Annotated in this window: 13 protein-coding genes; 7 read left to right on the top strand and 6 right to left on the bottom strand. The window is 40.6% G+C overall.

All coding sequences use genetic code 11. The features are described 5' to 3' along the window. The first annotated feature begins 12 nt into the window (after positions 1–12). From efp to panP, 6 genes are all read left to right on the top strand, one after another. Positions 13–582, top strand: coding sequence for an elongation factor P (gene efp / locus QUE03_RS03075; protein WP_286264975.1), 570 nt, complete (start codon positions 13–15; stop codon positions 580–582). An 80-nt stretch (positions 583–662) separates the two neighbouring features. Then, positions 663–1,304, top strand: coding sequence for a hypothetical protein (locus QUE03_RS03080; RefSeq protein WP_286264977.1), 642 nt, complete (start codon positions 663–665; stop codon positions 1,302–1,304). 161 nt (positions 1,305–1,465) lie between these two features. After that, positions 1,466–2,404, top strand: a complete 939-nt coding sequence (locus QUE03_RS03085) for an ABC transporter ATP-binding protein (RefSeq protein ID WP_286264979.1) — start codon at positions 1,466–1,468, stop codon at positions 2,402–2,404. A 3-nt stretch (positions 2,405–2,407) separates the two neighbouring features. Beyond that, positions 2,408–3,181: an ABC transporter permease gene (locus tag QUE03_RS03090; RefSeq protein ID WP_286264982.1), complete on the top strand. Its 774-nt coding sequence runs from the start codon at positions 2,408–2,410 to the stop codon at positions 3,179–3,181. 40 nt (positions 3,182–3,221) lie between these two features. After that, the gene (gene trmB / locus QUE03_RS03095) at positions 3,222–3,920 is read left to right on the top strand and encodes a tRNA (guanine(46)-N(7))-methyltransferase TrmB (RefSeq protein WP_286264985.1); all 699 of its coding nucleotides are present in this window, start codon (positions 3,222–3,224) and stop codon (positions 3,918–3,920) included. Positions 3,921–4,362: 442 nt separating this feature from the next. Beyond that, positions 4,363–5,994, top strand: a complete 1,632-nt coding sequence (gene panP, locus QUE03_RS03100) for a pyridoxal-dependent aspartate 1-decarboxylase PanP (protein ID WP_286264989.1) — start codon at positions 4,363–4,365, stop codon at positions 5,992–5,994. Between the two features lie 91 nt (positions 5,995–6,085). Here the strand turns inward: panP and panC are convergent, their stop codons facing one another. From panC to dksA, 6 genes are all read right to left on the bottom strand, one after another. After that, entirely contained in the window at positions 6,086–6,937 is an 852-nt protein-coding gene (gene panC, locus QUE03_RS03105) for a pantoate--beta-alanine ligase (protein ID WP_286264991.1), read from the bottom strand. A gap of 9 nt (positions 6,938–6,946) precedes the next feature. After that, complete coding sequence (gene panB, locus QUE03_RS03110; RefSeq protein WP_286264993.1) at positions 6,947–7,741, bottom strand: 3-methyl-2-oxobutanoate hydroxymethyltransferase; 795 nt, start codon at positions 7,739–7,741, stop codon at positions 6,947–6,949. A gap of 100 nt (positions 7,742–7,841) precedes the next feature. After that, positions 7,842–8,387, bottom strand: coding sequence for a 2-amino-4-hydroxy-6-hydroxymethyldihydropteridine diphosphokinase (folK, locus tag QUE03_RS03115; protein WP_350227401.1), 546 nt, complete (start codon positions 8,385–8,387; stop codon positions 7,842–7,844). Beyond that, positions 8,341–9,651: a polynucleotide adenylyltransferase PcnB gene (gene pcnB, locus QUE03_RS03120; RefSeq protein ID WP_286267735.1), complete on the bottom strand. Its 1,311-nt coding sequence runs from the start codon at positions 9,649–9,651 to the stop codon at positions 8,341–8,343. Before pcnB ends, folK begins: the two co-directional genes overlap by 47 nt. A gap of 265 nt (positions 9,652–9,916) precedes the next feature. Beyond that, positions 9,917–10,816, bottom strand: a complete 900-nt coding sequence (gene gluQRS / locus QUE03_RS03125; protein ID WP_286264995.1) for a tRNA glutamyl-Q(34) synthetase GluQRS — start codon at positions 10,814–10,816, stop codon at positions 9,917–9,919. A gap of 26 nt (positions 10,817–10,842) precedes the next feature. Further along, entirely contained in the window at positions 10,843–11,283 is a 441-nt protein-coding gene (dksA, locus tag QUE03_RS03130) for an RNA polymerase-binding protein DksA (RefSeq protein ID WP_286264997.1), read from the bottom strand. Positions 11,284–11,774: 491 nt separating this feature from the next. Between dksA and QUE03_RS03135 the strand changes: the two genes are divergently transcribed. After that, complete coding sequence (locus QUE03_RS03135) at positions 11,775–12,839, top strand: hypothetical protein (RefSeq protein ID WP_286264999.1); 1,065 nt, start codon at positions 11,775–11,777, stop codon at positions 12,837–12,839. The last annotated feature ends 6 nt before the right edge of the window (positions 12,840–12,845 follow it).

Raw genomic sequence — 12,845 nt, forward strand, 5'->3', positions numbered from 1 at the left:
AAGCGAGTATTTATGGCTACTTTTAGTACAAACCAATTCAAGAATGGTCTCAAGTTAATGATTGACGGTGAGCCTTGCAATATCCTAGACAACGAAATCGTCAAGCCAGGTAAAGGCCAAGCGTTTAACCGAGTAAAAATCCGTAAGCTTATCTCAGGTAAAGTACTCGAGAAAACGTTCAAATCTGGTGATTCAGTAGAAGGTGCTGATGTCATGGATTCTGATCTTGGTTATTTGTATGCCGATGGTGAGTTTTGGCATTTTATGAATAATGACACGTTTGAGCAAGTTGCAGCAGACGAAAAAGCCATTGGAGACAACGAAAAATGGTTAGTCGAAGGTGATGTTTGTACGATTACTTTCTGGAACGGCAACCCTATTTCAGTTGATCCACCTAACTTTGTTGAGTTGGAAGTGACAGAAACAGACCCTGGTTTGAAAGGTGATACTGCCGGAACTGGCGGAAAGCCAGCAACATTAAGTACAGGTGCTGTTGTACGTGTGCCATTGTTCATTCAAATTGGTGAAATAGTAAAATGTGATACGCGCTCAGGCGAGTACGTGTCTCGCGCGGGTAAGTAATATACTGCGACATAATTCAAAAGCCCGCTTATAGCGGGCTTTTTCGTTTATAGATAAACATAAAGCGCTAAGGATAGAGCATGAAGAAATTGATTATTATAGGAGTAGTTTTCACACTTTTCGTTACAGAAGCAATTGCTCGCTATGCTGACACCAAGCTTAAAAGAGTCGTAGAGAATGCTGAATCAGTCGTAAAAATAGAAGTTACTAGGTCTATACCACATTATTGGTTTGGCCCTTATGGCCAAAGGCCATGTGGCTATACCATTACCGCCAATATTCTAGAAAATTTCAAAGGTGATGTTACAGGGCAAGTCACTTTTGGTAGCCAAGACTATATACCTCAAGGAAAACAGCAACTCGTTTTTTTATACTCAAAAAAAGGTGCCTTTGCTAGTCATGTAAAGGTTAACTACGCACCAAAGCATCAAGCAAGCCTTGATAAATGCTTAGTAGAAATCCCTCCAATAAAAGTGGGCACATCGACAATAATGAATTATGACTATGAAAAAAATAACTTATACCCATCACCAATAGTTGTATTTCCGGAAGATATATCCGTAAATGTTATTGAGGTTGTCACTGTTCTTCTTAATAACAAAGAAGTCAGCATAAATGATATTCCGTTCGAAGCAAAAAAAGGGCTACCTCAAGGAGGGCGATCAAACATAAGGTATGTGAGTGCTCAGTCGTTGGAAAATTGGTTGAGAGTTAACTGGTAGTCGGTACTTGTGGCTTGTGTAAAACTTTTCATGCTTTAATTGGGTGTAAATCGACTTAATAGATTAACAATAGGTTTCGCAATAAAAATATAATCACTTCGTGCGCTTGAACTTTTACAACTAACCCATATTAAATAAGCCCAGATGGTTGGAGTTTAAATATGCAACACGCGTTAAAAATATCAAATTTACAAAAAACCTATAAAGGCGGGTTTCAAGCGCTCAAAGGGATTGATCTGACAGTTGAGCAGGGCGATTTTTTTGCACTTTTAGGCCCTAACGGCGCGGGCAAATCCACGACTATCGGAATAATTACTTCGCTAGTGAATAAAACCGCGGGTGAAGTGGATGTTTTTGGCCACAGTATTGATAATGAACTTGAACAAGCAAAAAGCTTTATTGGCCTCGTCCCACAAGAGTTTAATTTCAACCAATTTGAATCCTTATTGCGTATCCTAGTGAACCAAGCGGGTTATTACGGTGTCGACCGAAAGCTTGCTTTTGAGCGCGCTGAGAAGTATCTCAAACAGCTTGATTTGTGGGACAAACGTAATGATGCAGCACGTAATTTGTCAGGTGGTATGAAGCGCCGATTAATGATTGCACGTGCCTTGATGCATGAGCCGAAAATGTTGATCCTTGATGAGCCAACGGCGGGTGTTGATATTGAATTACGCCGTTCAATGTGGGATTTTCTGCGTGAGCTTAATCAGCAGGGGATCACTATTATTCTGACGACCCATTATTTGGAAGAAGCAGAAATGCTGTGTCGTAATATTGCCATTATTGACAGCGGCACCATTGTTAAAAATACCAACATGAAAAGCCTATTGGCTACGCTGGAAAATGAAACATTTGTCTTGGATATCCCGGTGACTGATATTCAGCCTAAGCTAGATAATTTTTGTTATCGGGTGATTGATGACCACACCCTAGAAGTTGATGTGAAAAAATCACAAGGGCTCAACTCTGTGTTCTCACAGTTGTCTGAGCAAGGAATTGAAGTGCTGAGTATGCGTAACAAAACTAATAGGTTAGAAGAATTGTTTGTTAATTTAGTCGCAAATAATGACACTGTTAGTGCAAACAAAGGAGAATAATTGATGTTTTCAGCAGTTAACCGAATTGCTCTTAAAAGTATTTTGCACAAAGAAGTACATCGTTTTATGCGTATCTGGGTACAAACGTTAGTACCCCCCGCTATTACTATTAGCCTTTATTTTGTTATTTTTGGTTCGTTAATTGGCTCTCGTATTGGCGAAATGGGCGGCTTTGATTACATGTCGTTTATTGTTCCTGGCCTTATTATGATGAGTGTGATCACCAATTCATACTCTAATGTTGCATCATCTTTTTTCAGCGCTAAATGGCAACGTAATGTTGAAGAAATGCTCGTCGCGCCGGTACCTAATTGGGTGATTGTCGCGGGCTATGTTGGCGGCGGCATGACTCGTGGTATATTGGTGGGTTGTATCGTCACCCTAATTTCATTGCTGTTTGTTGATATTCAAATACACAACCTCGGGGTGATCATTATCACTGTAGCATTAACATCTGCAGTTTTTTCTTTAGGTGGTTTGATTAATGCAATTTTTGCCGGTAGCTTCGATGATATATCCATTATCCCTACGTTTATTTTAACGCCGTTAACTTATTTGGGTGGCGTATTTTATTCTATCAGCTTACTGCCTGATTTTTGGCAAGGCGTCTCGCAGGTAAACCCTATTGTTTATATGGTTAACGCGTTCCGCTACGGCTTTTTAGGTATCAGTGATGTTAGTCTTACCGTTGCATTTTCGGTGTTAGGTGTCTTTATTGTTGTGTTATGGACCATTGCGATGCGCTTAATTTCAACAGGTACTGGCTTACGTAGTTAGTGAATTAAGCATTTTTCATATTGATTATTAAGAGTTGATAATGACTGAAGAACACAGCAGTGTAGGTAACTCAAAAGCGATTGAGTCAAACCAGCCGGGCATACATGAAAATCTTGAAAAAATTGTTTCTAAGCATTTGAACCACGCGTTTGAGAAACCCTATCAGGCGCACACCGTTGAAATTTTTAATCAACTTGATCAAGAAGTACAAAGCTTTTCTGGTCCGGTGATACTTGATGCGTGTTGTGGCGTCGGTCAAAGCACCCGTATATTAGCTAAACTCAACCCTGACGCCTTAGTGATCGGGGTTGATAAATCTGCGCATCGGATTAATCGTAATGTTGAAGAACATTTACCAGAAGAATTATGCAAACAGGATAACTATCGCTTGGTTCGTGCCGACCTAAACGACTTTTATCGGTTAGTAGCCAAGGCAAAATGGCCTGTTGCCAAGCATTACATTCTTTATCCCAACCCTTGGCCCAAAGCAAAGCATGTGCAACGACGCTGGCACGGTAGTGCGGTATTCCCTTTCATTGTGAGTATCGGCGAACAACTTACCCTGCGAAGCAACTGGCCCTTGTATTTAGAGGAGTTTCAAATGGCGGCAAAAATTGCGGGCAGAGAAGGACAACTAATGGAAGTCACGGATCAAGCAAAGTCGTCACCGCTAACGCCATTTGAGGCCAAGTATATTGCCAGCGGCCAGTCGGTTTGGCAGCTGAGTTTTGATCGTTAAGCTCAACCGGCTGCTATGAATGCGTATTTTCTCCTTTCTAACACACCAACTCATAACATGACATAAATTGTCAAAATCACACAAAAATGGTCATTTCAACGAAAGTTGTAATGACCAACTGCAATGATAATTTTGACAACCTTAATAAAAACAATAGGTTAAATTGTTGGCTCAAAAGTTGTTATATCTTGTTAGACGAATAATTTTATGGAAGAGATAATAATGAGAGCTAACATCAAGAAAAGTGTCATGTTAAACGCCCTAAGTGGTGTGATTATCAGTCAAGCTGTTTTAATGTATGTAGCGTCTACCGTGAGCTAAAAACACAAAAAACGAGACATTTGAGCTGTTTTTTATTAAAGTGCGCATTCATTTAATATGCGTTAAGTCTCTATGATTATATTTTACTTAGCGCAGTCAGAATCTTAATAGCGGTAATGTAATGACGGCAAGTAAACGCACGGCAGAAGCCACCATAGAGTCGCTTCATCGTATTTTTACAATCCCCGAAGCCCCAAGCTCAACGCTTGGGCTAGTTGAGAAAGAGATATCTGAAAATCTTGCGGGATTTTTGGGCAATCACATCGTTGCTACGGAACAAGCGTTAACTGATATAGAAAAAGATTTCGCAGAATCTTCTATTCCTGAGCAACCTCAGTTTGTCTCTGATCATATGCATCACTTGCTTGAAAAGCTAGTGTCGCGATCGGTGCATACATCGAGCCCAAGTTTCATAGGGCATATGACGTCAGCATTGCCTTATTTTATCTTACCGCTATCTAAGCTAATGGTGGGGCTGAATCAAAACCTTGTCAAAATTGAAACCTCAAAAGCCTTTACCCCATTAGAGCGCCAAGTGATTGGCATGATGCACCGTTTGGTGTATCAAAAACAAGATGACTTTTATGGCTCTTGGATGCACAGTGCTAATCACTCACTCGGTGCGTTTTGCTCTGGTGGCACGGTGGCCAATTTAACAGCATTATGGGTAGCGCGTAATAATTTACTTAAACCAGATGGCGATTTCAAAGGCGTTGCTCGCAGTGGTCTATACGCCGCACTTAAGCATTATCAATACGACGGCATAGCGATACTTGTTTCTGCTCGAGGCCATTATTCACTTAAAAAGTCGGCGGACGTGTTAGGTCTAGGCCAAGACAGTGTTATCGCAATCCCTACTGATGAACATAATAAAATTGATTGCCAGTTACTCGCGCAAAAATGTGAAGAACTTCGTCAGCGCAATATAAAAGTGTTAAGCATTGTTGGTGTAGCGGGTACTACGGAAACAGGTAACATTGATCCGCTAGACAAAATGGCTGAAATTGCGCAGCAATACAGGGCCCATTTTCACGTTGATGCGGCGTGGGGGGGCGCAACACTTTTATCGAACACTCATCGATCGTTGTTAGATGGAATCGAGCGTGCTGATTCGGTCACTATTGATGCTCATAAGCAAATGTACGTGCCGATGGGCGCAGGCCTAGTCGTGTTCAAAAACCCTGCTTCGGTGGCGGCAATAGAGCATCATGCGGAATATATTCTGCGGAAAGGATCAAAAGATTTAGGTAGCCATACCCTTGAAGGCTCTCGTCCAGGCATGGCGATGCTAGTGTATGCAAGCTTACATATTATTAGCCGGCCTGGTTATGAAATGTTAATCGATCGTGGTATTAAGAATGCGAACTATTTTGCAGATACAATTGAGCGACATGATGAGTTTGAGTTGGTCACTCGTCCAGAGCTTTGCTTATTAACGTACCGCTTCGTTCCTAAAGCTGTACAGGTATTTTTAAACACTGCTTCGCCTGAAGAGTCGCTTGAAGCTAATTTATTGCTAGATAAACTAACGAAATATATTCAAAAAACACAACGTGAAGATGGTAAATCATTTGTTTCAAGAACGAAGATCGAAGTGCAAAAATACCATGGAAGAAAGACTTTGGTGTTTCGCGTGGTGCTAGCTAATCCACTCACGACTAAAAAGATACTCCACGATATCTTGAACGAGCAGATTGCTATAGCCCAAACAAGTCAAAACTTCTTGCCTCAGTTACTCGCCATGGCTAAATAAATAGCGCTTAATACTATAGAGAAGTTATAAAATGAAAAGCCCGAGAACATTGAATTTTCGGGCTTTTTTAGTTTTGTATAATTCAAGCAAATTACTTCGATAGCGTTACTTGCAAGTTATCTATCAATCTTGCTTTTCCGCAATGTGCAGCGGCAAGTATGACTAAATCAGTATCATCTTCACTGGCGGGCTGTAATGAACGTGCGTTACAAATGTGGATGTAATCTGTCTTCATGCCGGCTTCGTCAATTTTACTGGCCGCTTGCTTGGCTAAACCGATAAAATCTGTGCTGGTTTGAATTTTATCGCTCAACCATTGCATACTTTGGTGTAACGCAGGTGCAATGGCTTTTTCTTCAGAAGTTAAATAATTGTTCCGGGAACTCATCGCCAAACCACTTTCTTCTCTACAGGTAGCAACCGGAATAATCTCTACTGGCATAGATAGGTCTTCAACCATAGCTTGGATTACTTGTACTTGTTGATAGTCTTTTAAACCAAAACAGGCAATATCAGGCTGCACAAGGTTGAATAGCTTGCATACAATTGTCGCTACACCTCTGAAATGGCCTGGACGGCTCTCGCCACAATAGCCCTCGGATACGTTTGGTACGTCAACAAAGCTTTGCTTATCGAGGCCTTTAGGGTAGATAATCTCTGGTGTTGGTGTGAACAGCAGATCAGTACCTTCAGCAATAAGTTTTTCTTTATCGTCTGTTAAGGTGCGAGGATAACTGCCAATATCTTCATTAGCGCCAAATTGCATCGGGTTAACAAAAATACTAGCCACTATTTTGTCGGCGTGCTTTTTTGCTTCAGTTACTAAAGAAATATGCCCGGCATGTAAATTTCCCATGGTCGGTACAAAGCCGACTTTAAGTCCTTTTAGGTGCCATTCCTTAACTTGCGCTCGCAAAGCGTTGATATCTGAAACTGTGTTCATCGTTTGTTTCTACTTGAATATATGATCTGGACCAGGGAAATTACCGTTACTCACTTCTTCGATATACAGTTCTATCGCTTTTTTGATATCTCCAGTGTCGACCAAAAAGTTGCGTGAAAATTTAGGCATATAGCTACAAGAAATGCCAAGTGCATCATGCATGACTAAGATTTGCCCGTCAGTGTGTTTGCCCGCGCCAATGCCTATAGTAGGTATAGAGACTGCTTCTGAAATGGCTTTTCCTAGTCCTTCTGGGATACATTCTAAAACGATCAACTGAACACCAGCAGCTTCAAGTGCTTTTGCGTGTTCGACCATTTCCAATGCTTTATCTTCTTGACGGCCTTGCACTTTAAACCCGCCAAATACATTAACCGATTGTGGTGTAAGCCCCAAATGTCCACAAACAGGAATTCCTCGCTCAACTAGGCCTTTAATGGTGTCAACTAGCCAAAGTCCTCCTTCCATTTTGACCATGCTTGCCCCTGCTTGCATTAGCTTGGCCGCATTTGAGTATGCCTGCTCAGTTGTTGCGTAGGTCATAAAAGGCATATCGGCAATGATTAATGTTTCTTCCACGCCACGTGCAACACAGCCCGTGTGATAAGCCATATCACCGATGGAAACAGGTAAAGTATCGTTCTGGCCTTGAAGTACCATGCCGAGGGAATCGCCAATGAGAATGGCGTGAATGCCTGCTTGATCAAATAGCTTAGCAAAGCTGGCATCATAAGCCGTAATGGTGGATATTTTTTCGCCTTGTTGTTTCATCTTTAACAAGGTGGCGGTCGTAATTTTGGCCATAATGTTTTCCGAATTATTTAAGCGGCGCTAGCGTCGCATAATCCCTTGATTGTATCAAGTTTATTGGATGAATGCTGATTATCGTAAATCAATTTGAATATTACTCTTGACGCAGCTGGCTATGAATTTTAAGTCCATTGTTTGCAACTAGCTTGCTCAATGCCATGACAGAACGTCCATCGGGTAAAGATAAATTAGGCGCTATTTCAGCGAGAGGAGTAAGCACAAACTCACGTTCAGTCATGCCGTAGTGAGGAACAGTTAATCGCTCATTATTGATCACTTCATCGCCAAATAAGATGATGTCCAAATCGAGAACACGCGGCCCCCATCGGTTATCTTTTCTTACTCGGCCTGCTGTATTCTCAATTGTTTGTAATTGATCTAATAAGGAGAGTGGCGCTAATGTCGTTTCGAGAGCAAGCACTGCATTCATGTAGTCTGGCTGATCTTTTGGCCCCATCGGACGGCTAAAATAAAGATGCGATACATGTAGTAGCTTACAGCTAGAAATATTTTCAATCGCCGTTACGGCCTGACGTATTTGTTGTTCAGGATCAGACAGGTTGCTGCCCAACCCTACATAGGCGATGGTCATGTTATTGTGGAGTAACTGTTTTTTTAGGTTTACGACGCTTTCGTACACTGCGCCTAGCACCTGAACGGCTACTCGGTAAACTTTTCAATAATATTTGTTGTTTGTCTGAGTCAGCATGCTGAAACTCTGTCCACCATGATGCGAGCTCTTGAGCGTCTCCACCTTCAATTTCACCGCGAATTAATAAGAAGTCATATCCGGCTCTAAATTTTGGATGCTCTAAGCATTTATATGCGCGCTTACCTTCTCGGCGAGCCAGTTTATCTTGCAATATCCAAATGTCTTTCATTGGAGCTTGAAAGCGCTTAGGGATAGCGATACTACGTTGCTGCTCTCCCATGATCTCTCCTAGGGCGTTAAAGAACGCGTCTTGTGGGGTTAGATCTGTGCTATGTTTAAGTGCAACTATGCGCTGCTGCAATGGGTACCACAATAATGCCGCTAATAAAAATGCAGGCGTTACGCGCTGATTATTGTTGATTCTTTTATCGGTATTATTGAGTGATAGTTCAATCAACTCAATCATTTGCGGTGTTTCTTTTTGATTTAGCACCTGTTCAACAATTGGAAATAAGTGCTTGAGTAAATTGTAATCTCGTAACATATCAAAGTTGGCTTTAGCTTTGCCTGATATAAACAATTTCAAGAACTCTTCGAACATACGAGCAGGGGGAATATGCGAAAGTAATTCACCTAAAGGCAAAATCGGGGCACTTGTTTCCTTGCTTATTTTCATATCGAGTTTGGTCGCAAAACGGATTGCTCTTAGCATGCGAACAGGATCTTCTCGATAGCGCGTTTCAGGATCTCCAATCAATCGAATACTGCGTTGTTCTATATCTTTAACACCATTGGCAAAATCATAAATCTTGAAGTCCCTTGCTGAGTAATACAGAGCATTGATGGTAAAGTCTCGGCGTTCAGCGTCTTCATTAATTGAGCCATAGATGTTGTCGCGTAATAGCATGCCATGGTCGCTTTGTTTCGAGGTTTTTTGACAAGCCTTTTGAGTGCCGTCATTTTCATGATGACCTCTAAATGTTGCTACTTCGATTATTTCACGGCCAAACACAATATGAGCAAGGCGAAAGCGACGACCAATGAGACGGCAGTTTCTAAATAATCCTTTGATTTCTTCCGGCGTGGCATTGGTTGCAATATCAAAATCTTTGGGTTCAATGCCTAATAGCATGTCACGAACACCACCACCAACTAAGTATGCATCAAAGCCACCTTTATCTAATCGATAGAGGACTTTTAGCGCATTACTACTGATGTATTTTCGAGTAACGGTATGCTGATCTCTAGGGATCACAATTGGAGTTGAAAATGTGTTAGCCAATGTTGTTGATGTTTCTTGTTTCAATAACTTTTTACACAAATTGATTACGCGTTTAATAATGCAGGCCTCAGAATTACGTTTAGTAAGGTAGAAAAGGATAAGACTTATCTCGGCGCAATTTTATAACAGTCGCTGTAAAAAGAGAACGAAAATAACCGATTTAGCTCAATAGCTACGCATTTATTGCTGATTTATTGTAGTTTTTAGTTTTTGACGGCCTATTCGTAATCAAAGTTTAGCTAAACTCTATTTGAGTTTGTCTAGGGATATTACTGATTGACCAATTTTCAACGGCCCATTTTATTATTTCCGAGACATCTGCATCGAGTAGTTGCTTAAGTGGTTGTTGACCGAGAAAAGCCAGTGCTGCGATTAAGCTTGGTTGTGGACGAGTTGTGCTGATGCTAGGTGCGTTATTTTGTTTACTCAGCTTATATCCTTCACTATTCACGGCTAATGGAAAATGTCCAAACTGTGGCGGAGCAACGTTCAAGGTTTTATAGAATGTTAGTTGTCTGGCAGTAGGCTCAAGCAGATCACAGCCACGAATAACGTGGCTAATACCTTGGTAAATATCATCAATAACAACGGCAAGTTGATAGGCGTATAACCCGTCTTTACGTTTGATGGTAAAATCTTCATGTGCCAGTGCATGATCGCAATGTACCTGACCTTGTATTAAGTCATGATAACCGATAATCGGGTAGTGATTGACTAATCGAGTGGCACAATTATTTTCAGGTAAATTTCTATCTCGACAATGGCCTTGATAAATACCACCAATTTTTTTTATTCGTGCACGAGTACAATCACAAAAATAGCTTAGCTGTTTTTGATTAAGCTCGGTTAGAATTTGATCGTAAAATTGAGATTGCCTGCTCTGATATAGCTCGGTTTCGTCCCAATGAAGGCCATAAGCCTCTAATGTGCTAAGTATTTGCTTACTAGCACCAACTTTTTCTCGTGGTGGGTCAATGTCTTCAATTCGCACTAACCATAAGCCATGATTTGTTTTTGCATCAAGGTAACTTGCTAGCGCAGCAATCAGCGAACCAAAGTGTAAAAAACCTGAAGGTGAAGGGGCGAAGCGGCCTCGATATTGATTATCAGACCGCTTGGGAAGCGAAAACGCCATTTTTGATGTACTGGTCTAGGTACTGATTAACCAGCCATCTGACGTTCTTTGATTTCTGCAAGAGTTTTACACTCAATACATAAATCAGCTGTTGGGCGGGCTTCTAAACGGCGAATGCCAATTTCTATACCACAAGATTTACAAAAACCGAATTCGTCTTCTTCAATCAATTGAAGCGTTTTTTCGATTTTTTTAATCAACTTACGTTCACGGTCACGAGTACGCAATTCTAAACTGAATTCTTCTTCCTGTGCTGCACGATCGACAGGATCTGGGAAGTTCGCCGCTTCGTCTTGCATATGAGTTACTGTACGATCTACTTCTTCACGAAGTTGAATGCGCCAAGCATCAAGAATCTTTTTAAAGTGTTCAAGTTGCTCTGTATTCATGTACTCTTCGTTTGGCTTTTCTTGGTATGGCTCTACACCAGCCAAAGCTAAAATACCGAGCGCTTTATTTTTTGGCATGCTAAATCTCCTAATGCTAATGGACCAGTATGGGGAGCTCTTATAGCCCGCTTGCATCGTTTTCCATCTGGTTGCAGTTGCCAATATTAAATAGGCTTAACTAACATCGCTATATTGTGCTTAAGCCTAATAAATTCAAGTGAATAGATTAAAAAAATTAAATAACACTATAAAATCATGGTGTTAAGCTTTTATCATCTACATGGTGTTGTATTCAAACACCCACAACCAAGAACTTTTATCAAGTTTTTAGGGGGTTAGTCAATCATTATCCGCGGATCATAAACAAAATATATCTAATTGCCGAGATAATTGCATTACATTGTAAATGCATTGAGTCAAGAAATGTCTATTTGTTTCAGCCTGAACATGTAATGTAATGATTGATTTCTGTATTAGGCTTTAGACATAAAGCATTACACAATCTCATGATTTAAGACGTTTTTATCATATTTAATGATGTTCTGATTTACTTAAGTTCATGATGGATAATGACCTATTCTACAATTACGGCGGTGTCGACTAAGCAGCTGTTGAACGACGCGGACTATTTTTTACACGCATTTAATAAGAGCACTGATACCTTCACTTTTGTTAAAACTAATCAAAGCACTCTGCAGCAATTGGCTTTTGTTGATGGAAGAGAGAAGATCACTGTTGATGATACCTGTTATCAGCTAAAAACTGATGATATTGAGTCGCAATTTTTGCCTAATGACAGTAAAGCATCTTTGCGATTTATCTTTCATATTGGTTTTTGTGGTTCGACGCTGTTAGCAAATGCGTTGGGTCAGCAAGCTGATAAAGTACTATGTTATAAAGAGCCGCAAGTACTGATCGAGCTTGCCCAGTTAAAGGCAAGTCAGCATTTATGTTATCGTGATAAAGCGATGTGGCAAAAGCATTTACGATTTTGTCTTTCACAATTGAATAAGACATTCTCACTTGCTCAAACAGCGGTAATTAAGCCTTCTAATTGGGTTAATAGCTTGTTACCCGATATTGTTAAAAGTGGTCGTGACATACGAGCGGTGTTTGTTTCAATGCCAATAGAAGATTATCTAATTGCAGTATTTCGCGGTGGACAGCAGCGATTTCAATTTATTTATCAATTGCGTCAACATTTGGTTCAGGTCTTGCCTGAGTATGCTGCGTTATGCCAAGAAATTGATATCAGTGAAGATGATATTTTGTTGCAAGTGGGTAAAACCACAGCCATTGTTTACCTTATGCAACAGCAATTATTTATACAGGCAAAAGCACAGCTTTCAAGCGAACATCATAAAGCCATCAATTACCATCAAATCAGTACAGTGCCAGAAACCAGTATTAAACAGGTGTCACAAGCATTGCAGCTGGGCTTAGAGACACAGGAAATACAATGCGCTATTGCGGCGTCCTTCACAAAACATGCTAAGGATAGTAGTTATGATTACAACGTCAATAATCAAGCTGAGATTAATCAACAGGTTGTGGATTACTATCGTTTTATTTTTGAACAAGCTTCTCTTTGGTATCACTCGATTAGTAATACCAGTCATATAAAAATTGCTTAATTAATG

The sequence above is a fragment of the Thalassotalea atypica genome, assembly GCF_030295975.1.
GTDB classification, from domain to species: Bacteria; Pseudomonadota; Gammaproteobacteria; order Enterobacterales; family Alteromonadaceae; genus Thalassotalea_F; species Thalassotalea_F atypica.

Bases quoted from the DNA above. Each gene is read 5' to 3' on its own strand.
- gluQRS (WP_286264995.1), bottom strand. From the start codon at position 10,816: ATGGCGTTTTCGCTTCCCAAGCGGTCTGATAATCAATATCGAGGCCGC.
- trmB (WP_286264985.1), top strand. From the start codon at position 3,222: ATGACTGAAGAACACAGCAGTGTAGGTAACTCAAAAGCGATTGAGTCA.
- panC (WP_286264991.1), bottom strand. From the start codon at position 6,937: ATGAACACAGTTTCAGATATCAACGCTTTGCGAGCGCAAGTTAAGGAA.
- QUE03_RS03135 (WP_286264999.1), top strand. From the start codon at position 11,775: ATGACCTATTCTACAATTACGGCGGTGTCGACTAAGCAGCTGTTGAAC.
- efp (WP_286264975.1), top strand. From the start codon at position 13: ATGGCTACTTTTAGTACAAACCAATTCAAGAATGGTCTCAAGTTAATG.
- QUE03_RS03085 (WP_286264979.1), top strand. From the start codon at position 1,466: ATGCAACACGCGTTAAAAATATCAAATTTACAAAAAACCTATAAAGGC.
- dksA (WP_286264997.1), bottom strand. From the start codon at position 11,283: ATGCCAAAAAATAAAGCGCTCGGTATTTTAGCTTTGGCTGGTGTAGAG.
- QUE03_RS03080 (WP_286264977.1), top strand. From the start codon at position 663: ATGAAGAAATTGATTATTATAGGAGTAGTTTTCACACTTTTCGTTACA.
- panP (WP_286264989.1), top strand. From the start codon at position 4,363: ATGACGGCAAGTAAACGCACGGCAGAAGCCACCATAGAGTCGCTTCAT.
- QUE03_RS03090 (WP_286264982.1), top strand. From the start codon at position 2,408: ATGTTTTCAGCAGTTAACCGAATTGCTCTTAAAAGTATTTTGCACAAA.
- panB (WP_286264993.1), bottom strand. From the start codon at position 7,741: ATGGCCAAAATTACGACCGCCACCTTGTTAAAGATGAAACAACAAGGC.